The sequence below is a fragment of the Brevundimonas diminuta genome (genome assembly GCF_050310045.1).
In the GTDB taxonomy this organism is placed as follows: Bacteria; Pseudomonadota; Alphaproteobacteria; order Caulobacterales; family Caulobacteraceae; genus Brevundimonas; species Brevundimonas diminuta_F.
Genome location: NZ_CP190005.1, coordinates 132700 through 152887, shown reverse-complemented (window position 1 = coordinate 152887; position 20188 = coordinate 132700). Strand labels below are relative to the sequence as shown.

Here is a 20188-nt window from a genome sequence, read left to right as displayed (position 1 = left end):
CGTGACACCTAACGCTGGATTGGCCGGATCATTCCAGCCACTTTGGAAAGAAGTTGCAGACCATTGCTGAAGCGCGCCCAGCTGGAATCCGTTCAGGCCTTCATGGACCATCCGGCCCAGTCCGGCCTGCCCCTGCACGCCCGCATCCAGCGCGCCGTACGCCAGTTGATCGTCGAGCGGTCGCTGAAGGCGGGACGGCCCCTGCCCTCGTCGCGGACGCTGGCCCGGTCGCTGGGCGTGTCGCGCGATACGGTCGAAACGGCCTATGCCCAGCTTCATGCCGAAGGCTTCATCGAGCGGCGCGTCGGCAGCGGCAGCTTCGTCTGCGAACTGACCGAACTGGGCCTGAAGCGCGGGGTGCTGCGTCCGGCGGGCCGCCGTCCCGTCCTGCAACCGGCGGCGGCGCCGAGCCTGAGCAAACGCGGGCAGGCGATGGCCGACAGCGGGGGTCTGCGCGACCCTTACGCCCCGCTGGCCTTCTCGCCCGGCGTGCCGGAGACGCGGCTGTTTCCCTTCGCCCAGTGGGACCGGCTGCATCGTCAGACCCTGCGCGAGGAAGGCGCCGCCGCCCTGCACCACGGCGATCCCCAGGGCCATCCGCGCCTGCGCCGCGCCATCGCCGGTTATGTGAATCTGGAACGTGGGGCGCGGGCCGATCCCGACCAGATCCTGATCCTGACCAGTTCCCAGCAGGCCCTGTCCCTGTGCGCGCGGGTGCTGGCCGATCCCGGCGACGGCGTCTTCATCGAAGACCCGGCCTATCAGGGCGCCGCCAAGGCGCTGGACGCGGCGGGGCTGAAGCGCCTGCCCGTGGCGGTCGACGCGCAGGGGCTGCGGACCGACGACCTGCTGGCCCGACGCGAGGACGGACGGGCGGTCTTCGTCACCCCCTCGCACCAGTTTCCGACCGGCCGCACCCTGTCGCTGGACCGGCGGCTGGCGCTGATACAATGGGCGGCCGAGCATGACGCCTGGATTCTGGAAGACGATTACGACAGCGAGTTCCACTACGCCGGGCGGCCGACCGCCTGCGTCCAGGGCTTGGACCCGCACGACCGGACCCTCTATCTGGGCACCTTCACCAAGTCCCTGTTTCCGGGGCTGAGGCTGGCCTATCTGATCCTGCCGCGCCCGCTGGTCGAGCCGATGGTGGCAGCGCGCAGCCTGATGGACGGCTTCACCGCCTCGGTGGCCCAACTGACGCTGGCCCGATTCATCGAGGACGGCCGGTTCGGCGCCTATGTCCGCACCATGCGCGGCGTCTATGCGGAACGGCTGGACGCGCTGGAGACGGCGGTGAGGGGGCGCCTGCCCCACGTCGTCACGCCCGACCGGCCCGCCGGAGGGCTGCAGATGCCCTGCTTCCTGAAGGACGGCTTCGACGAGGCCGAGACGGTGCGCGCGGCCCGGCGAGTCGGCGTTCACCTGACCGGCCTGACGCCCCTGCACGACGCAGGCGCGGGCCGTCCCGGCTGGCTGATGGGCTTCGCCGCCTCGACCCCGGCCGAGATCGACGCCGCCGTCGATCGGCTGGCGAAGCTGTTCCCCGCGTGATCGACGCTTACAAAGCGGTCTGACGATCTGCGCCGACGTGGCGGGGAATGGCCGGGACACAGGGGTCTAGGGTGCGGAGGTCGGCGGTCAGCCGACGCCGTGAAAGCTTCTATCCCTTGCCTGCCCTCGCCCTGTTCCCGACCGACCAGCGGGGCCGCCGATCCGACCACGGCGGCGGCCGGATTCGCGTGTCCCTCGGCGCCGTCGCCGCCAACTATCGCGCCATGTGCGATCTGGTCGCGCCCGCCGCCTGCGCCGCCGTGGTCAAGGCCGACGCCTATGGTCTGGGCGCGGCTCGCATCGCGCCCGCCCTCTATGACGCCGGATGCCGCGCCTTCTTCATCGCCCATCTGTTCGAGGCGGTGGATCTGCGCCGCGTCCTGCCCGCCGACGCCGAACTGTTCGTGCTGAACGGTCTGGCGCCCGGCGCCGAGTACGCAGCCCTCGCCGCCGGGGCGATCCCGGTGCTGAACAGCTTTGAACAGATGGAGGGCTGGGCGCGTCTGGGCCGGGCCGTCGGGCGGCCGCTGGCGGCGGCGATACAGTTCGACACCGGCATGTCGCGGCTGGGCCTGCCGCCCGAGGACGCCGCCTTCGCCTTCGCCCCTGATGGCCCGATCCGCTGGATCGAGCCGCGCCTGATCCTCAGCCATCTGGCCGTCGCCGACACGCCCGGCCACGCGGGCAATGCGCGCCAGCGTCAGGCCTTCGAGCGCATTCTGGCCCACGCGCCGCCCGGCGTTCCGCGCTCGCTGGCCAACTCGGCCGGGTGCTGGCTGGGGCCTGACTACCACTATGACCTATGCCGGATCGGTGCGGCCCTGTTCGCCCTAGACGCCTCGCCCTCGGCCAAGGCCATGCAGCCGGTGGTCGAGGTGACGGGCCGCGTCATCCAGACCCGCGCCGTACCTGCAGGCGCGGGCGTCGGCTACGGCTGGGCGGTCACGGCGCCGAAGGACATGCGTCTGGCGACCATCGGCGTGGGCTATGCTGACGGCTGGCCGCGCCAGTTGTCGGCCACCGGCGCCGCTGCATTCGAGGGGCGCTTGCTGCCCTTCGTCGGGCGCATCTCGATGGACAGTCTGGTCGTGGATATCAGCGCCCTGTCCCCCGATGCGCTGAAGGCGGGCGATCAGGTGGAACTTCTGAGCCCCAACCGCACGCCGGAACAGCTGGCGCTGAACGGCGCGACCATCGACTATGAAGTCATTGCGCGGCTGGGCCGCCGCCTGTGTCGGGAGTATGTTTCGTGACCCTTTCGCCTGAAAACCTCGAACGATTCGGGCCTGACCCGCGCGAACGGTTCGCCGCCAATCTGGCGCTGGTTCATCGCCGCATCGCCGCCGCCTGCGAACAGGTCGGGCGGCCGATCGACAGCGTGCGCCTGTTGCCGATCACCAAGACGGTTCCGGCCGAGATTCTGCGTCTGGCCTGGGCCGCGGGCGTCACCGACTTCGGCGAGAACAAGCTGCAGGAGGCCCGCGACAAGGCCGAGGCCATGGCCGATCTGTCGATGCGCTGGCACGTCGTCGGCCACCTGCAGTCGAACAAGGTCAAATACCTGACCCGTCTGGCGGACGAGTTCCATGCGCTGGACAGCCTCAAGCTGGCCGAGGTCTTGAACAAGCGGCTGGAGACCGACGGCCGCGACATGAAGGTCTATGTTCAGGTCAACACCTCGGGCGAACAGAGCAAGTTCGGTCTGCATCCCGACGATGCGCTGGACTTCATCGAACGGCTGGAGGCCTTTCCCCGGCTGAAGCCGCAGGGGCTGATGACGCTGGCGGTGTTCAGCGACGATCCCGACCGGGTGCGGCCCTGCTTCACCCTGCTGCGGTCCCTGCGCGACAAAGCCGAACGCATCGATGCGCGCATCACCGGCCTGTCGATGGGCATGACCGGCGACTACGAACTGGCCGTGCGCGAAGGCGCGACCGTGGTGCGGGTCGGACAGGCCATCTTCGGCCCGCGTCCGACGCCGAACGCCCACTACTGGCCCGGTCTGGCCTGAGAGCCGACTGGGCCTGACCAACCTCCCCCTCCCCGGAGTAACCGACGCGTGACGATTCCCTTCATCGATCTTCTCAGCCAGCGCCGCCGCATCGGCCCGGCCATCGACGCCGCCTTGATGGAGGTCGCGGCCAGCGGCCAGTACATCATGGGTCCGGCGGTCGGCGCCTTTGAACAGGCCCTGTGCGATTTCGGCCAGGCGCCCCACGCCCTGTCATGCTCCAACGGGACGGATGCGCTGGTGCTGTTGATGATGGCGTGGGACGTGGGGCCGGGAGACGCCGCCTTCTGCCCCGCCTTCACCTTCGCCGCCACGGCCGAGGTGGTCGCGCTGGCGGGCGCCACGCCGGTCTTCATCGACATCCGTCCCGACACCTGGACGATGGACCCCGATCACCTGCGCGCCGCCGTCGAGGCTGTCGAGCGCGAGGGCGTGCTGAAGCCCCGCGCCGTCATCGCCGTGGACCTGTTCGGCCAGCCCGCCGACTATCCCGCCCTGTCGCAGATCACCCAGAAGCACGGGCTGAAGCTGATCGCGGATTCGGCGCAAGGGTTCGGCTGCACCCTGAACGGCCAGCACCCGATCCATTGGGCCGACGCCACGACGCTGAGCTTCTTTCCGGCCAAGCCGCTGGGCGCCTATGGCGACGGCGGGGCGGTGCTGGTGAAGGAGGCGGCGCTGATGGATCACCTCGTTTCCCTGCGTGTTCACGGTCAGGCGACGGCGGCGGATGCGGCGGCCCAAGACTTCACCCATGACCCCAAATATCTGAACCCGCGTCTGGGCATGAACGGACGGCTGGACACCTTGCAGGCCGTCGTCCTGCTGGAGAAGCTGAAAATCTTCCCGGACGAGATCGCGCGCCGCAACCGCATCGCCGAACGCTATGTGCAGGGGCTGGCCGATCATGTGGCGGCGACGCCGGTGGTCATTCCCGGCGGCCGCTCGGTCTGGGCCCAGTTCACCGTCGAGCACGACGACCGCGACGCCCTGGCCGCCCATCTGAAGGCCGAAGGCGTGCCGACCGCCGTCTATTATCCGATCCCCCTGCACCGCCAGCCCGCCTATCGCCAGCACCCGGTCGGCCCCGGCGGTCTGGCCGTGACCGAGGCCAGGGCCGAGCGGGTCATCAGCCTGCCGATGAGCGCCTATCTGGACGAGGCCGTGCAGGACCGGGTGATCGCCGCCGTCGCCGGCTTCGGCTGAGGGCTTTCAGCCCTCGCTCAGACACATCTCGAAGGCGCCCGCCGCCTGGGTCCGCTGCAGAACGGTCTGGACCCCGGCGGTGGCGCGGGCGGCGGCCTCGGCCAATCCCTCGCCGCGCATCAGCCAGCCGGTCAGGTAGGCAGTGAACAGATCGCCGGTGCCGCTGGGCCGGATCGGGATGCGGGGGATGGAGGTGCGATGGGCGACGCCGCCCTCGACCGCCACCGTCTCGACCTCGCCCGGCGCGGTGTCGGTCAGCACGCAGCCCGTCACCACCGTCCGCCCCGTGCCGCGCGCGTTCAGGATGCGCGTCGCCTCGATCACGCCCTCGACCGTATCGGGCCGTTCGCCGACCAGTCGGCCCAGCTCGAACTGGTTGGGGGTGATGATGTCGGCCATTGGGGTCAGTTCGTCGCGGAACTGTTCGATCAGGCCATCGGCGACGAAGACGCCCAGATCATCGTCGCCGATCACCGGGTCGCAGATGTGCAGCAGGGCCGGGTTCTTCGCCTTCCAGCGCCGCAAGAAGCCCGCCGTCGCCGCCGCATTGGCGGCCGAGCCCATATAGCCCGTCACCACCGCCCCGGATGTCATCGGCAGGTCGCGCTCCTCGACCCCCAGCAGCAGGTCGGCGACCAGTTCCGTCTCCAGAATCCGGCCGCGCATGGTGGGATAGTGCGGGTGATTGGACAAAAGAGTGGTCGGCACCGCCGCCACCTCCAGCCCCATGGCCTGCATCGGCTGGACCGCTGCACTGTTGCCGACGTGGCCGTAGACGACCTGACTTTGAATCGAGATGACCCGCACGCGCGTTCGGAACCTCCTTAAGCGGGCGTCAGCGCCGGTCCGGCGATCGGATAGGCCCGCGTCAGTTCTCTTCCCTGCGCCTTCACCGCCGCGCTGTCGAGATCACCGTCGCGCAGGCCCTTGAGGATGGTCAGGATCATGCCGCCGACCGTGCAGAACGCCTCGGCGTCTAACCCGCGCGAGGTCGAGGACGGCGAGCCCAGCCGCAGCCCCGACGTCACCATCGGCGAAGCCGTGTCATAGGGGACCGCGTTCTTGTTGGCGATCAGGCCGTGATCCTCCAGCGCCTCGACCGCCGCCTTGCCGGTCAGGCCGAAGGGGCGCAGGTCGACCAGCACCAGATGGCAGTCGGTTCCGCCCGAGACGAGGCGCAGGCCTCCGTCCGCCAGCGTCTGGCCCAGCACGCGGGCGTTCTCGATCACCGCCTTTGAATAGGTCACAAAATCAGGCTGAAGCGCCTCATGAAAGGCCGCCGCCTTGCCCGCGATGACGTGCATCAGCGGCCCGCCCTGCGTGCCGGGGAAGACCGCCTTGTCGATGCGTCGCGCCAACTCGGGATCGTTGCACAGGATCAGGCCGCCGCGCGGGCCGCGCAGGGTCTTGTGCGTAGTCGAGGTGGTGACATGGGCGTGCGGCGTCGGATTGGGATAGAGGCCCGCCGCGATCAGCCCGGCGTAGTGGGCCACATCGGCCACCAGCCAGGCGCCGACCTTATCCGCGATCTGGCGCATCCGGGCGAAGTCGATGCGACGCGGATAGGCCGAGCCGCCCGCATAAATCAGGCGGGGGCGGTCCTGAAGGACGCGCTGCTCCATGTCGTCATAGTCGATCAGGTCGTCGTCCTCGCGTACCCGATAGGCGCTGACTTCGAACCACTGGCCCGACAGGCTGACCGGCGAGCCGTGCGTCAGGTGTCCGCCGCAGGCCAGATCCAGCCCCATGATGCGGTCGCCCGGCTTGATCAGGGCGAACAGCACGGCCAGGTTGGCGTTGACGCCCGAGTGCGGCTGGACGTTGGCGTAGGCCGTGTCGAACAGGGTGCAGGCGCGCTCGATGGCCAGCTTCTCGGCGATGTCGACCGCCTCGCACCCGCCGTAATAGCGACGGCCCGGATAGCCCTCGGCGTATTTGTTGGTCAGGACCGAGCCCTGCGCCTGACGCACGGCGGCGCTGACGATGTTTTCGGACGCGATCAGCTCGATGCTGTCCTGCTGGCGCTGGCGCTCCAGCATCAGGGCTTGGGCCAGTTGCGGGTCCAGAGCCCGCGTCGCCAGGTCGGAAGTCATACTGTCTCCGTCAGATAAAAAAGCGGCGGGTCGGCCGGTGAGGTGGAGGGTCGCCGACCCGCCGAGCGGCCGGGCTTCGGGGGACTGAAAACCCGGCCGGATCGCGTTGGCCCAAGACCGATCAGCGCAGGGCCGACAGGTCCGCGCCGTGATTGATGTGGTAGACGGCGCCGTCGATGACGAAGGCCGGAACGGACTTCACGCCCGCCGCCTCAGCCTCGGACAGGCGCTGCGGCGTCTCGCCCAGATGCACCACTTCGACCTGATAGGCCGCCGGGTTCAACGCGCCTGCGAACCGCTGCTCGGCGTCGACGCAGACGGTGCAGCCTGCATGATAGAAAACCGCTTTTCCGGCCATGATCCTGTCCCTTACTGAACAGACCAGCACAGTTGCTGTCTGGATTAGCGCGTGAGATACCCGCCGATACGGCCTACCGATAAGAGCCGCTTTCACGAAATCAGACAGGCCGGATCATGGGGCGCAGCGCCATCGTCATTGAACTGATCGAAGACCCGGCGCGGCCGCTGTTCATCAATCTGGCCTCATCGGTGATCCGCGAGATCGAGCGTGGGCGGCTGAAGCCCGGCGACCGCCTGCCCGGCACCCGCGCCCTGGCCCAAACTCTGGGCGTCCATCGCAACACCGTCGACGCCGCCTATCAGGAACTGGTGTTGCAGGGCTGGCTGACGGCCGAGGCGTCGCGCGGCACCTTCGTCGCCCGCGACCTGCCCGATCCAGCCACGCAGAAGTGGGGCGTGCGAAAAGCCGCTCCGCCCGCAGCCTCGGTCTTGCCGCTGACCCGGCCTGCGCCGCCGCCGATGCAGTTCACCGACGGGTCGCCCGATGCGCGCCTGATGCCGGTGCTGGAGCTGGCGCGGGCCTTCCGGCGCTCCATAACCGGGGCGGAACTTCGGTTGCTGCCCGGATACGGCGATCCGCGCGGGGCGCCGTCGCTGCGGACGGCGCTGGCCCGCTATCTGTCAGCCGAGCGCGGCCTGACGGTCGGCGCCGACGACATACTGGTCACGCGCGGCAGCCAGATGGCCCTGTTTCTGGCCGCCGCCGTCCTGAACCCCGGCGACGCCATCGCCGTCGAGGACCCCGGCTATCCGCTGGCGTGGAAGGCGTTTCGCGCCGCAGGCGCCCGCGTGGTGGGCGCCCCCGTCGATGCGCAGGGTCTGGATGTCGAACGGCTGGAGGCCCTGCTGGCGCGCGACCCGACGATCCGCGCCGTCTATGTCACGCCCCACCATCAGTTTCCGACCACGGTGACGCTGGGCGCCGGGCGGCGTCTGCGGCTGCTGGAGCTGGCGCGTCGCCATGGCCTGATCCTGATCGAGGACGACTATGACCACGAATACCGTTTCGAGGGACGCCCGGTCCTGCCGCTGGCCGCCCGCGCCCTGAGCCAGAGAGGCGGTCAGGACCGCATCATCCATATCGGCTCGGTGTCCAAGCTGCTGTCGCCGGTGATCCGCGTCGGCTATGCGACGGGCGCGCCGGACCTGATCCAGACCATGACCGCGCGACGGGAGGCCATCGACCGTCAGGGCGACCTGCCGCTGGAGCGGGCGCTGGCCCGGCTGATCGACGACGGCGACCTGGGCCGTCACGCCCGCAAGGCGCGCAGGATCTATGAACAGCGCCGCGACCTGCTGTGCGTCGAGATCGCCGCCCGACTGGGCGACGCCGTCGCCTTCGACAAACCGGCGGGCGGGCTGGCGCTGTGGCTGCGCGTGAACCCGGACATCAACGCCGCCGTCTGGGCCGCCGAGGCAGGGCGGCAGGGCTTGATCCTGACCCACGGCGGGCAGCTTCAGCTTGAGCCGGGCGCGAGGGGAACCCCAGCCGCCAACGCCTTCCGCATCGGCTTCGCCAGTCTGGACGAGACGGAACTGGTGCGCGCCGTCGATCGGCTGAAGGCGGCGCAACCGGCCTGATCGATCAAGCCGAACCGGACCTTTTGAACCAGCCGGACGATCGCCATCCTCCGGCCTGATCGCGGCCTTCGCCGCATGGGTCTGAAAGGGTTCATCATGATGCAGGACGCCGGCCGCAAGACCGCCCCGCCTCGGTCACGCCGTCTGTTCGAGGGCGAGGACACGCCTGAAGGCGGCGCCTCGCGGCGCACCGCCCTGATCCAGATCTTCGTCCTGCCGCTGTCGGTCATGGTCGCGGCCGCCGTCATCGCCATTGTCGCCGCCTGCTCGGCCTGAGGCGCGGGACGACGGCTTGCGTCCCTACGGCTCAGAGCGCATGAACCGGCCCTGACGAAGCCGTTCGAGAGGTCATCCGTGTCCGACGCCGACAAACCCGCCGCCCTGCTGCCTGAAGGCCAGCCGGTCGGCCGCGTCATCGCCATGCCCGCCGACACCAATCCCGAGGGCGATATCTTCGGCGGCTGGCTGCTGGCCCAGATGGACCTGGCCGGGGCGACCCCGGCGTTCGAGCGCGCGGGCGGCCGCTGCGCCACCGTCGCCCTGGACGGCATGGTCTTTCACCAGCCGGTGTCGGTCGGCGACGAAGTGTCCACCTACGCCAAGGTTATCCGCGTCGGCCGCACCTCGATCCGCGTCCATGTCGAGGCGTGGAAACGCGCGCGCGGTCAGGCCGAGGCCCTGTCGGTGCGCGTGACCGAAGGCGTCTTCACCTATGTGGCCATCGATCAGGACCGCAAGCCGCGTGAAGTGCCGCCTGCCTGACGGCGCCTGAGAAGTCCGAGCGCTGGAGTCGGTAATTCTTGACGTTCGGGGGCGGCGGCCCTACCTCCCCCGCATGGCCATTCGTCGTATCCTGACTATCGATAACGCCGCCGACCTGGCGATCCTGAAGACCGTCGCCGCACCCGTCGAGGGCGGCGTCAGCGACGCCGTGCGCGTCCTGATGGATGACATGCTGGAGACGATGTACGACGCGCCGGGCATCGGCCTGGCCGCGCCGCAGATCGGCGAGCTGAGCCGCGTGGTCGTCATGGATCTGGGCGACAAGCCGGTCGAGGGCGCATCTGACGAGCCACAGACCGAGGAAGAGGCGCTGGAGCGCCGCAACCCGCGCTTCTTCGTCAACCCCGAAATCTTGTGGTCGTCCGAGGAGATGTTCTCCTACGAAGAGGGCTGCCTGTCGGTGCCGACCTATTACGACGCCGTCGAGCGCCCGGCCCGCGTGCGCGTCCGCTACATGAACTATCAGGGCGAGACGATCGAGGAAGAAATCGAGGGCCTCTACGCCGTCTGCTTCCAGCACGAACTGGATCACCTGAACGGCGTCCTGTTCATCGACCACCTGTCGCGCCTGCGTCGCGACCGCGCGGTCGCCAAGGTCAAGAAACACGCGAGGATGGCCGCCTGATGTCCCGCAAGACCCGGATTATCGATCCCAAAATCGTCAATAGAGGGGGCCGTCGCCGCCTGACCCGCAATGAAAAGGTCGGCGTCGCCAGCGTCGCGACCCTGCTGGCCGTCGCCGCTGTCGGCGTGGTGGCGGGCCTGATCGTCGATCGCCTGCTCGATTTCGACGACGCGCTGGACGCGGGCGGCGAGTGGGACGAGGGCGGCGGCGTCTATACCCGCTGGATGTAATCGGCCTCACGGTCTAAAGGCCTGCCCATGCGCCTAGCCTTCATGGGAACCCCCGACTTCGCCGTGCCGTCGCTGGCCGAGCTGATCGCCTCGGGGCACGAGATCGTCGCCGTCTATTCACAACCGCCGCGCCCCAAGGGCCGGGGCCAGAAGCTGACGCCGTCGCCTGTCCACGCCTTCGCCGAGGCCATGGGCCTGCCGGTCTTCACACCCGACAGCATGAAGGCGGCCGAAGCCATCGAAGTCTTCAAGAGCCTGGATCTCGACGCCGCCTGCGTCGTCGCCTACGGCCAGATCCTGAAGCCCGAGGTGCTGGAAGCGCCGCGTCTGGGCTGCTTCAACCTGCACGGATCGCTGCTGCCGCGCTGGCGCGGCGCCGCCCCGATCCAGCGCGCCATCATGGCCGGGGACCGCCAGACCGGCGTCCAGATCATGCGCATGAGCGAAGGCCTGGACGAAGGCGCCATCATCCTGTCGGAACTGATGGACATCCACGCCGACGATACGGCCGCCTCTCTGGGCGACCGCATGGCTCATGTCGGCGCCGCCCTGTGGCCGCGCGCGCTGGCCGCCATCGAACGCGGCGGCTTCACCGAGACGCAGCAGACGGGCGAGCCGACCTACGCCAAGAAGATCACCACGGCCGAAGCCCGCATCGACTGGACCCGCCCGGCCGCCGAGGTGGACGCCCACATCCGCGGCCTGTCGCCCTTCCCCGGCGCCTGGTTCGAGGTCGAGGCCGACGGCGAGCCGGTGCGCATCAAGGCGCTGATGTCGGTGCTGGCCGACGGGCAAGGCGCGCCCGGTCAGGTGCTGGACGACGCGCTGACCATCGCCTGCGGAACCGGCGCCGTGCGCCTGACCCGCGTGCAGCGCCCCGGCAAGGCGGCTCAGGCCGCCGACGAAATGCTGCGGGGCTTCGCGGTTCCAGCAGGTGTGGTTCTGGCCGGGCCGCGTCGGGTCGAGAAGGCGGAGCCTTCTGATCGCGGCCCCCAAGGATAATGCCCCGCTATCGTTTTACCGTCGAGTATGACGGCTCTGCCTACAATGGCTTTCAGGCCCAGACCCACCAGCCGACGGTGCAGGGCGCGATCGAGACGGCCATCACCGCCTTCAGCGGCGAGCGTGTGCGTATTGCCGCCGCCGGGCGAACCGACACGGGCGTCCACGCAACAGGCCAGACCTGCCATGTCGATCTGGAGCGCGACTGGCCCGCGCAGACGGTGATGAACGCCCTGAACGCCCATCTGGTGAAGGAGGCGGTGGCGGTGCTGGACTGCACGCCGGTCAGCGACGACTGGCACGCCCGCTTCACCGCCAACGGGCGCAAGTACCTGTATCGCATCCTGAACCGGCCGGGCCGCCCGGCGCTGGACCGGGGCCGGGTCTGGCACGTCAGGAAGCCGCTGGACGCCGAGGCCATGCACGCGGCGGCGCAGGCCCTGATCGGTCTGCACGACTTCACCACCTTCCGCGACGCCGCCTGTCAGGCGGCCAGTCCGATGAGGACGCTGGACGTCGCCCGCGTCTCCCGCGTCGGCGAAGAGGTGCATCTGGTGTTCGAGGCGCGCAGCTTCCTGCATCGCCAGGTGCGCTCGATGGCGGGCAGCATCGCCGAAGTGGGGCTGGGCCGCTGGAGCCCCGCCGATCTGGCCGATGCGCTGGCGGCGAAAGATCGCGCCCGCTGTGGAACAGTGGCGCCGTCAGACGGGCTTTATCTGACGGGCGTCACCTATGAGACGGAGGCCTGAGGGCCCCTCTCGTCGCTCGCTCCTCACCCGCCGTCATCCTCGGGCTTGACCCGAGGATCGAGCCGTCGGCTCTGCAGCGGCATGTAGAGGCCCCGCAACTGTCGCCCTAGCCGGCCACCGTCGAGCGGGCGGAAAGTCCGATCCTCGGGTCAAGCCCGAGGATGACGGAGAGAAAAAAGGCAGCTTTTGGCGTCTCGCCTTTACCGCTTGAACAGACCGCCCAGCGCGCCGCCGAGGCCGCCCGGCAGGTTGTTCAGCAGGCCGCCGACCAGATCATCAGCGCCTTCGGCCGAACCGTTGGGCGTCAGGCGGTCGATGACCTGCGGCAACAAAGCGGCCAGGGTGACGCTGGCCTGCTCAGGCGAAACGCCCAGCTTCTTGGCGAAGTCGGCGATCGGGCCGGAGCCCAGCACGGCGGCGATCTGTTCGGCGCTGATCGCAGAGTTTCCGCCCTTGCCGACCCACGAGGCCGCAACGTCGCCCAGACCGTTCTGGCCGAACTTCTCGGTCAGGCCCGCCACGCCGCCCTGGCTTTTCAGCAGGTCGGCCACGCCCCCGGCGGCGCCGTCGCCGATGCCGCCCAGGATATTGTCCAGAAGTCCCATGCTCATTCCTCCGATTGAAGCGTCAGCATAACGGAAGTCTTTGGCGGTTTTGCCGCCGAAACGTAAAACAAGGCGACCGGCGGCGCCCGACCAGCAGGACTCGGCGTCAGTTCTTGGCGCGTTCCGAGGTCGAGGCCACGGCCTGACCGACGGCGGAGACGTCACGGCCCACCCCGGCGACGGTGTTGCAGGCGGCGGTGGTCAGGGCGGCGGCGATGACGCCAAGGACGATAAGCTTGCGCATGAGAGAATCCCCGAAGATAGAATTGGCGCTTCAACGTGAAGCTTGGCCATAAGGTTGCATGGCCAAACGAACCTCTACTCTGCTAACGGCGAACATATGACGCAAGCTTCCGGAACCGCCGCCCGCCGTTTGGTCGAGACCCTGGTGATGAACGGGGTCGACAAGGTCTTCTGCGTACCGGGCGAAAGCTATCTGGCCGTGCTGGACGCCCTGGCCGATGTGCGCGACCAGATCGAGGTCATCGTCTGCCGCCATGAAGCGGGCGCCGCCAACATGGCCGAGGCCTATGGCAAGCTGACCGGCCGCCCCGGCGTCTGCATGGTCACGCGCGGGCCGGGCGCGACCCACGCCAGCATCGGCGTGCATACGGCGCATCAGGATTCGACGCCGATGATCCTGTTCGTCGGCCAGATCGCCCTGACCGACCGGGGCCGCGGCGCCTTTCAGGAAGTCGACTATCGCGAGGTCTTCGGCGGCCTGGCCAAATGGGCGACCGAGATCGAAAGCCCCCAGCGCACCGTCGAAGTGGTCGAGCGCGCCTTCGCCACGGCGCAGCAGGGCCGCATGGGTCCGGTCGTCGTCGCCCTGCCCGAAGACATCCTGCACGCTGACGGCGGCCCGACGCCGGTTCGCCCCGTCGTCCCGGCCAGGGCCGCGCTGGACCCGGCCTTCGTCAAACAGGTGCGCGAACGTCTGAGCCGCGCCGAACGCCCCATGCTGATCCTGGGCGGCTCAGGCTGGAGCGATGAGGCGACCGATGCGATCTCAGGCTGGGCCGAACGGCTGGGCCTGCCCGTCGCCCTGTCCTTCCGCCGCAAGGATCTGATCCGCAACGACCACCCCGCCTATGCAGGCGACCTCGGCCTGGGGCCCAACCCGAAGCTGGTCGCGCGGGTCAAGGACGCCGACCTGCTGGTCGTGATCGGCGCGCGCATGGGCGAGAACCCGACGCAGGGCTACACCCTGCTGGACCGGACGAAGACGGCGCAGACCCTGATCCACATCCATCCCGGCCCCGAAGAACTGGGCCGCGTCTGGGCGCCCGCCCTGTCGGCGGCGGCGGACAATTCGCTGGCGGCGCTGGCCCTGTCGGCCATTGAGCCGGGCCGGACATGGAGCGATCAGGGCGCCGCGGCCCATGCCGACTTCCTGGCCTTCTCCTCGCCCATCGAGGTCCAGAGCGCAGTCAACATGAGCGAGGTCATCGCCCATCTGGCCGACGCCCTGCCACAGGACGCCATCATCACCAACGGCGCGGGCAACTTCGCCGCCTGGCTGCACCGCTTCCACCGCCATCAGGCGCGTCGCACCCAGCTGGCCCCGACCTCGGGCGCCATGGGCTATGGCTATCCGGCGGCGCTGGGGGCCAAGGCGGTCCAGCCCTCGCGCGAGGTCGTCTGCATCGCCGGCGACGGCGACTTCATGATGAGCGCCAATGAGATGGCGACCGCCGCTCAATACGGCCTCGGCGTCATCGTGGTGGTCGTGGACAATGGAACCTTCGGCACCATCCGGATGCACCAGGAGCGGGAATATCCGACCCGCGTCATCGCCACCGAGTTGAAGAACCCCGACTTCGTGAAGTTCGCCGAGGCCTTCGGCGCCTTCGCCGTGCGATGCGAGACGACCGGCGACTTCCCGGCGGCGCTGGCGGCCGCGCGCGAGGCGGCGGCGGGCGGGCGCCCTGCACTGGTCCACCTGATCACCGACGCCGAACAGATCGCGCCCGGCCGCACGATCACCGACCTGCGCGGCGGCTGACGACGTAATCATCCGGATTTCGCGGCTTGCCTACGGCTGCGCTTCGGGGAAAGGTGCGCCCTCATTGTACCGAGGGGGTTCCTGCTCATGCGTCGTCTTCTGATTTCGTCCGCCGCCGTCCTGGCGCTCTGCGCCGCTGCGCCCGCCGTCATGGCCGAAGGCGCCGCGCCTGCCGCCGTCGCCGCCCCGGCCCAGAGCGAAGACGCCCGGCTCAACACCTTCTTTGAAGAGGCCTTCGAGGCGCGCATGGCCCTCAGCCCACAGCGCATGACCTCGCTGGGCCGCAAGACCGATCAGGACAAGCTGGACGACGTCTCCGACGCCGCCGCTGAACGCGCGCTGGCCCTGCAGGAAGCCCAGCTGGCCCAGATGAAGGCCCAGTTCGACCCCTCGAAGCTGAGCGCCCAGAGCCGCATGTCCTGGCGTCTGTTCGAACACGGCGTCGAGCAGACCCGCCTGTCGAACCAGTGGCGCGACTGGGGCTTCCAGTTCGCCGCCAACGGCAACCCGACGACCAGCCTGCCGGTCTTCATGATCAACAACCACCGCATCGGCAGCGTCGCCGACGCCGACGCCTACGTCGCCCGCCTGAACGCGGCCGAGCGCTATATGGGTCAGGTCGCCGACACCCTGAAGGCGCGCGCCGACAAGGGCGTCGTCTCGCCCCGCTTCGTCTTTGAACCCTCGATCGAGAACACCCGGTCGGTGATCGAAGGCGCCCCGTTCGACGGCGGCGCGGACAACCCGGTCTGGGCCGACTTCCAGACCAAGGTCGGCGCCCTGAACGCCGATCAGGCGACCAAGGACCGCCTGCTGGCCTCGGCCCGCGCCGCCCTGACCGGCCCCTACAAGCGCGGCTTTGAAACCGTACTGTCGGCCCTGGGCCAGGTGCAGACCAAGGCCGACAGCGACGGCGGCGTCTGGCGCCTGCCCAACGGCGAAGCCTATTACAACGCCAAGCTTCAGCTCTCGACGACCACCGACCTGACCGCCGACCAGATCCACCAGATCGGCCTGGACGAAGTCGCCCGCATCCAGCGCGAGATGGAGGTGGTCAAGGCGCGCATCGGCTTCACTGGCACGCTGCAGGAGTTCTTCCACGTCCTGAAGACGGATCCGCAATTCCAGTATCCGAACACGCCCGAGGGCAAGGAAGCCTATCTGACCGACGCCCGCGCCTTTGTGGCCCAGGTCATGGAGATCGCCCCGCAGTGGTTCTCGGACCTGCCGAAGGCGGCGCTGGAAGTACGCGCGGTCGAGCCGTTCCGTGAGGCGACCGCCTCCATCGCCTTCTACAACTCACCGTCGGCCGACGGGACACGTCCTGGCATCTATTACGTCAACCTGTCCGACATGACCCAGGTGCTGAAGCCTCAGATCGAGGGCATCAGCTATCACGAGGGCGCGCCGGGCCACCACTTCCAGATCGCCTATGCTCAGGAGATCGACGGCCTGCCCAGCTTCCGCCGGTTCGGCGGCTACGGCGCCTATGCCGAGGGCTGGGGCCTGTACGCCGAGCGTCTGGGCAAGGAGATGGGCTTCTATCAGGACCCCTATTCCGACTTCGGCCGCCTCTCGACCGAGCTGTGGCGCGCCGTGCGTCTGGTGACCGACACCGGCCTGCACGCCAAGCGCTGGAGCCGCGAGCAGGCGATGGACTACTTCCGCCACAACTCCCTGCTGTCCGAGCGCGACATCCAGAAGGAAGTCGAGCGCTACATCACCAACCCCGGCCAGGCCACCAGCTACAAGATCGGCGAGCTGAAGATCGAGGAACTGCGTGAAAAGGCCCGCCAGACCCTGGGCGACCGCTTCGACATCAAGGACTTCCACGCCGTGGTCCTCGGCAACGGCTCGGTGCCGCTGGACGTGCTGGAAGATCAGGTGAACGCCTGGCTGGCCGCCGGCGGCGGCAAGCCTGCCGCCTGAGACTGCTGAGGCTCGCGTTTGCGGCGGTAGAGCGGTAAAGGGCCGCCATGCCCTTTACCGCCACCGTCCTGACCATGTTCCCCGAGGCCTTTCCCGGACCGCTGGGGGTGTCGCTGATCGGCGCCGCCTGGCGCGAGAAGGGGCTGTGGGACCTGCAGACGCTGGACATTCGCGCGTTTTCCGAAGATAAGCGCGGCTTCCTGGACGACACCCCTGCGGGTGGTGGTCCCGGTCAGGTGCTGAAAGCGGACGTGGTGGCCAGGGCTCTCGACAGCCTGGAAGGCCCATCCCGGCCGCTTTTGTACATGAGCGCACGCGGCAGGCCCCTGACGCAGGCGCGGGTTACGGAATGGGCCAAGGCCGACGGCATCGTCGTCCTGTGCGGCCGTTTCGAGGGGGTGGACCAGCGGGTGCTCGACGCCCGCGGGTTCGAGGAGGTCTCCGTCGGGGACGCGGTGCTCGCCGGCGGCGAGGCGGCGGCCATGGTGGCGATCGAGGCGTGCGTCCGGTTGGTTCCGGGGGTTCTGGGTGCGGCGGAAAGCCTGTCCACCGAGAGCTTCGAGGACGACCTGCTTGAGCATCCGCAGTACACGCGACCGCGAACGTTCGAGGGCCACGACATCCCGGAAGTCCTGTTGTCAGGCGATCACAAGAAGATCGCCAGATGGCGTCAGGAGCAAAGGGAAACGACCACGCGGGAGCGGCGCCCTGATCTCTGGGAGCGGCATCTCGCCAACTTACAGCTAAAGAGCAAATAAGCTCCGGAGAAACACTATGAACATCGTCCAGCAACTCGCTGCCGAAGAAAAAGCCCGCCTGCTCGAAGGCAAGACCATCCCCGACTTCCAGCCCGGCGACACCCTGCGTGTCCACGTGCGCATTAAGGAAGGCGAGCGCGAACGTATTCAGGCGTTCGAAGGCGTCTGCATCGCCCGTGACGGCGGCGGCATCAACGAGACCTTCACGGTCCGCAAGATTTCGTTCGGTGAAGGCGTGGAGCGTCGCTTCCCGATCCTGTCGCCGAACGTCGACTCCATCGAAGTGAAGCGTCGCGGCGTCGTTCGTCGCGCCAAGCTGTACTACCTGCGCGACCGCCGCGGTAAGTCGGCCCGGATCGCCGAGCGCCAGACGGCCCGCAAGGTCGCCGTCCCGGCTGCCGGCACGGCCGAGAAGGCTGGCGACGAGGCCTGATTTCAGGCTTCGGCTCCGCGCTGAAGATCAAAAGCCCCGGCGGAAAAGCCGGGGCTTTTTTAGTGCTGATCTTTGAGGGCGCTAACGCGCGCCGCGCGGCGACTCGCTATTTGTGCGCGTCCCTCTCCCTCACCGTCCCGGGGAGGGTGGCTGAGCCCGGCAGGGCGAGGCCGGGTGGGGGCGGCAAGGCTATTCAGACGCCGAGGCCAGAACCCCATCGCTGCAAGGATCACGTCGAGGCAAGGATCACCAAGCCTTCCCCACCCGGTCGCTGCGCGACCACCCTCCCCGGGACGGGGAGGGAGAAAGAGCGGTTCAGGTCTGCTTCAGGCCCCTCAACTGCTCATGTCCCTGCTGCACTTCGCCATAGGCGCGGCGGATCGTCTCGCGCGTCGTGGCCGACAGGGCTTCGTCCGCCAACGCGCGGTCGAACCGAGCTTTCAACTGCGCCTCGCCCCGCTCCACCGTCTCCATGACCGAGGCGTCATTGCGCAACAGGGCGTTCTTCACGTCCATGAAGGCGCGCTGGGCCTTTGACAGGATGGAGCCGTCCTCGTCCGGCGAGCCGCCGCGTTCGCGCACCGCCGCCTTGAAATCCTCAGCCAGACGGCGCCGTTCAACCGCCCGCGTGTCAAACCAGCCGCGCCAGGCGCCGTCGACCGCCTCGACAGCCGCCTGATGATAGCCGTCGGCGCTGTCGATCAGTCCCTCGACCAGACCGTTGAGGACCTTGATGTCGTGACTGTTGCCGCTCATCGGAAACCTCCGTTGCCGTTCGCACAGGTGAACCCCTGCCAGCAGCGAAGGTTGCCGATGACACCCCGCTCTACAGCTTGGTGCGGAGCGACCAGAGTTCGGGGAAGCAGCGCCGCTTCAGCGTCTCGACCAGATAGCCGACGCCATCGGTGCCGCCCGTGCCCTGGCGACGGCCGATGATGCGCTCGACCGTCACGACGTGCTTGTGCCGCCAGGTCAGCAGGGCGTCGTCCAGATCAACCAGCTTCTCGGCCAGTTGATACAGGGGCCACCAGCGCTCGGTGTCGCGATAGACCTCGAGCCAGGCGGCCTCGACGCCTTCATCAGCTTCATAGGACTGGCTGACGTCGCGGTTCAGCACCGCCTCCGGCACCGGCAGGCCCGCGCGGGCCAGCTGACGCAGGGCGTCGTCATAGAGGCTGGGCGATTCCAGCGCGGCCTTGAGCGCCGCATGGGCGTCAGGGCGTTCGGCATGGAAGCGCAGGAAGCGTGGATCCTTCAGACCCAGCATCGTCTCCAGACGGCGGAACTGATCGCTCTGGAAGCCCGAACTCGCGCCAAGATCGCCCCGGAACTTCAGGTAGTCGGCGGGCGTCATGGTGGCCAGGATGTCCCAGCTCTGGGTCATCACCGACTGGATGCGGCTGACGCGGGCCAGGCTCTTATAGGCGGGAACCAGATCCCCCGCGCGCACCAGCGTCTGCGCCAGCGCCACCTCGTGCAGGATCTGCTTGAGCCACAGTTCCTTGGTCTGGTGGATGATGACGAACAGCATTTCATCATGCTGGTCCGAGCGCGGATTCTGGGCGGACAGAAGCTGATCCAGCGCCAGATAACCGGCATAGGTCACGCCCTGCGGCTCGTGCTTGGCGGTCTCTATTGAGCGCCCGCGAATGTCGTTGTCTTGGGTCATACGCCAGCTATCGCCCGATCAGCCGGACGGGGCCAGACCCTTTTTGTCGCGTGACGCCTAGTTGGCGGCGCGGTCTTCAGCAGCGGCGCTGGCGGCCATCTGGCGACCGTTGGCGAAGGCTTCGCGCGCGCCGTTATAGATGAAGCCGTAGGTCGGATAGACGGTGGTGCCCAGATCGTTGATCGGGTTGTACCAGACCTTCACCCGACTCCAGTCGCCAGCGGGCGAGACGTCGACGACGGTGACGTTTTCCTCAACCTTGCCGCGGCTGCCGCCCCAGTTGGCGTGGGTGACGCGGATCACGCGGTCGGTCAGGACGTCGGAAACGACGGCGACGTGGCCCGCGCTCATCCGGCCGTGAGGCTGGAACACCAGGACCGAGCCGGTTTCAGGCGCGTCGCCGGTGCGGAACTTGCTGACGGCCTGACGCCACCAGGTCCAGGCGTCGCCGAAAATCTGAATCCCGGAGAACATCCGCGCGAAGGTCACGCACTGCCAGTAGGGATCGCCGGCCTGAGCCGGGGTCGTGGTGAAGGCGAAAAAGCCTAGGCTTGCCGCAAGGGCGGCGGCTGTGAGCCGTTTCATCATCTGGCGT

23 protein-coding genes are annotated in these 20188 nt (G+C 68.5%); 15 read left to right on the top strand and 8 right to left on the bottom strand.

What is annotated here, in order from left to right; translation table 11 throughout:
- Positions 1-63 precede the first annotated feature (63 nt).
- From ACORJG_RS00750 to ACORJG_RS00735, 4 genes are all read left to right on the top strand, one after another.
- A complete protein-coding gene (locus ACORJG_RS00750; protein WP_427790757.1) occupies positions 64-1554 on the top strand; it encodes a PLP-dependent aminotransferase family protein in 1491 nt (496 codons plus the stop codon).
- Positions 1555-1670: 116 nt separating this feature from the next.
- Positions 1671-2807 carry an alanine racemase gene (gene alr / locus ACORJG_RS00745; RefSeq protein WP_427790755.1) on the top strand — a complete coding sequence of 379 codons (1137 nt, stop codon included), beginning with the start codon at positions 1671-1673 and terminating at the stop codon, positions 2805-2807.
- The gene (locus tag ACORJG_RS00740; protein ID WP_427790754.1) at positions 2804-3565 is read left to right on the top strand and encodes a YggS family pyridoxal phosphate-dependent enzyme; all 762 of its coding nucleotides are present in this window, start codon (positions 2804-2806) and stop codon (positions 3563-3565) included. The genes alr and ACORJG_RS00740 overlap by 4 nt, the downstream gene beginning before the upstream one ends.
- 48 nt (positions 3566-3613) lie before the next feature.
- Entirely contained in the window at positions 3614-4771 is a 1158-nt protein-coding gene (locus ACORJG_RS00735) for a DegT/DnrJ/EryC1/StrS family aminotransferase (RefSeq protein WP_427790752.1), read from the top strand.
- 6 nt (positions 4772-4777) lie between these two features.
- Here the strand turns inward: ACORJG_RS00735 and pdxY are convergent, their stop codons facing one another.
- The 3 genes from pdxY to ACORJG_RS00720 form a co-directional block, all read right to left on the bottom strand.
- Positions 4778-5578 carry a pyridoxal kinase gene (gene pdxY, locus ACORJG_RS00730; protein WP_427790750.1) on the bottom strand — a complete coding sequence of 267 codons (801 nt, stop codon included), beginning with the start codon at positions 5576-5578 and terminating at the stop codon, positions 4778-4780.
- 17 nt (positions 5579-5595) lie between these two features.
- The gene (glyA, locus tag ACORJG_RS00725; RefSeq protein ID WP_427790748.1) at positions 5596-6864 is read right to left on the bottom strand and encodes a serine hydroxymethyltransferase; all 1269 of its coding nucleotides are present in this window, start codon (positions 6862-6864) and stop codon (positions 5596-5598) included.
- A gap of 121 nt (positions 6865-6985) precedes the next feature.
- Positions 6986-7222 (bottom strand): thioredoxin family protein, encoded by a 237-nt coding sequence (locus tag ACORJG_RS00720; RefSeq protein ID WP_427790746.1) that lies wholly within the window; start codon positions 7220-7222, stop codon positions 6986-6988.
- A 116-nt stretch (positions 7223-7338) separates the two neighbouring features.
- On the opposite strand from ACORJG_RS00720, the gene ACORJG_RS00715 reads away from it, so the two are divergent.
- The 7 genes from ACORJG_RS00715 to truA all read left to right on the top strand — a co-directional run bounded on the left by ACORJG_RS00715 (position 7339) and on the right by truA (position 12194).
- Positions 7339-8805 carry a PLP-dependent aminotransferase family protein gene (locus ACORJG_RS00715; RefSeq protein WP_427790744.1) on the top strand — a complete coding sequence of 489 codons (1467 nt, stop codon included), beginning with the start codon at positions 7339-7341 and terminating at the stop codon, positions 8803-8805.
- Between the two features lie 96 nt (positions 8806-8901).
- Complete coding sequence (locus tag ACORJG_RS00710; protein ID WP_427790742.1) at positions 8902-9081, top strand: hypothetical protein; 180 nt, start codon at positions 8902-8904, stop codon at positions 9079-9081.
- A 78-nt stretch (positions 9082-9159) separates the two neighbouring features.
- Positions 9160-9567, top strand: coding sequence for an acyl-CoA thioesterase (locus ACORJG_RS00705; RefSeq protein ID WP_427790741.1), 408 nt, complete (start codon positions 9160-9162; stop codon positions 9565-9567).
- Positions 9568-9640: 73 nt separating this feature from the next.
- Positions 9641-10213, top strand: coding sequence for a peptide deformylase (def, locus tag ACORJG_RS00700; RefSeq protein ID WP_427790739.1), 573 nt, complete (start codon positions 9641-9643; stop codon positions 10211-10213).
- Positions 10213-10443, top strand: a complete 231-nt coding sequence (locus tag ACORJG_RS00695) for a hypothetical protein (protein ID WP_427790737.1) — start codon at positions 10213-10215, stop codon at positions 10441-10443. The genes def and ACORJG_RS00695 overlap by 1 nt, the downstream gene beginning before the upstream one ends.
- A gap of 27 nt (positions 10444-10470) precedes the next feature.
- Positions 10471-11445 carry a methionyl-tRNA formyltransferase gene (fmt, locus tag ACORJG_RS00690; RefSeq protein WP_427790735.1) on the top strand — a complete coding sequence of 325 codons (975 nt, stop codon included), beginning with the start codon at positions 10471-10473 and terminating at the stop codon, positions 11443-11445.
- Positions 11445-12194, top strand: a complete 750-nt coding sequence (gene truA / locus ACORJG_RS00685; RefSeq protein WP_427790733.1) for a tRNA pseudouridine(38-40) synthase TruA — start codon at positions 11445-11447, stop codon at positions 12192-12194. Before fmt ends, truA begins: the two co-directional genes overlap by 1 nt.
- A gap of 200 nt (positions 12195-12394) precedes the next feature.
- On the opposite strand, the gene ACORJG_RS00680 is transcribed toward truA, so the two are convergent.
- Together ACORJG_RS00680 and ACORJG_RS00675 are read right to left on the bottom strand one after the other, a co-directional pair.
- Positions 12395-12964 (bottom strand): YidB family protein, encoded by a 570-nt coding sequence (locus ACORJG_RS00680; protein ID WP_427790729.1) that lies wholly within the window; start codon positions 12962-12964, stop codon positions 12395-12397.
- On the bottom strand, positions 12906-13043 hold the full coding sequence (locus ACORJG_RS00675) for an entericidin A/B family lipoprotein (protein ID WP_346532316.1): 138 nt from the start codon (positions 13041-13043) through the stop codon (positions 12906-12908). The genes ACORJG_RS00680 and ACORJG_RS00675 overlap by 59 nt, the downstream gene beginning before the upstream one ends.
- A gap of 96 nt (positions 13044-13139) precedes the next feature.
- On the opposite strand from ACORJG_RS00675, the gene ACORJG_RS00670 reads away from it, so the two are divergent.
- From ACORJG_RS00670 to rplS, 4 genes are all read left to right on the top strand, one after another.
- Complete coding sequence (locus ACORJG_RS00670; protein ID WP_427790727.1) at positions 13140-14804, top strand: thiamine pyrophosphate-binding protein; 1665 nt, start codon at positions 13140-13142, stop codon at positions 14802-14804.
- An 87-nt stretch (positions 14805-14891) separates the two neighbouring features.
- Entirely contained in the window at positions 14892-16733 is a 1842-nt protein-coding gene (locus ACORJG_RS00665) for a DUF885 domain-containing protein (protein ID WP_427790725.1), read from the top strand.
- A gap of 47 nt (positions 16734-16780) precedes the next feature.
- Complete coding sequence (gene trmD, locus ACORJG_RS00660) at positions 16781-17491, top strand: tRNA (guanosine(37)-N1)-methyltransferase TrmD (RefSeq protein WP_427790723.1); 711 nt, start codon at positions 16781-16783, stop codon at positions 17489-17491.
- Positions 17492-17507: 16 nt separating this feature from the next.
- Positions 17508-17924 carry a 50S ribosomal protein L19 gene (gene rplS, locus ACORJG_RS00655; RefSeq protein WP_427790721.1) on the top strand — a complete coding sequence of 139 codons (417 nt, stop codon included), beginning with the start codon at positions 17508-17510 and terminating at the stop codon, positions 17922-17924.
- A gap of 315 nt (positions 17925-18239) precedes the next feature.
- On the opposite strand, the gene ACORJG_RS00650 is transcribed toward rplS, so the two are convergent.
- The 3 genes from ACORJG_RS00650 to ACORJG_RS00640 all read right to left on the bottom strand — a co-directional run bounded on the left by ACORJG_RS00650 (position 18240) and on the right by ACORJG_RS00640 (position 20181).
- Positions 18240-18680: a PA2169 family four-helix-bundle protein gene (locus ACORJG_RS00650; protein ID WP_427790719.1), complete on the bottom strand. Its 441-nt coding sequence runs from the start codon at positions 18678-18680 to the stop codon at positions 18240-18242.
- 70 nt (positions 18681-18750) lie between these two features.
- Positions 18751-19593 carry a tryptophan 2,3-dioxygenase gene (locus ACORJG_RS00645; RefSeq protein ID WP_427790717.1) on the bottom strand — a complete coding sequence of 281 codons (843 nt, stop codon included), beginning with the start codon at positions 19591-19593 and terminating at the stop codon, positions 18751-18753.
- Positions 19594-19650: 57 nt separating this feature from the next.
- Entirely contained in the window at positions 19651-20181 is a 531-nt protein-coding gene (locus ACORJG_RS00640; RefSeq protein ID WP_346532329.1) for a CHAP domain-containing protein, read from the bottom strand.
- Positions 20182-20188 lie beyond the last annotated feature (7 nt).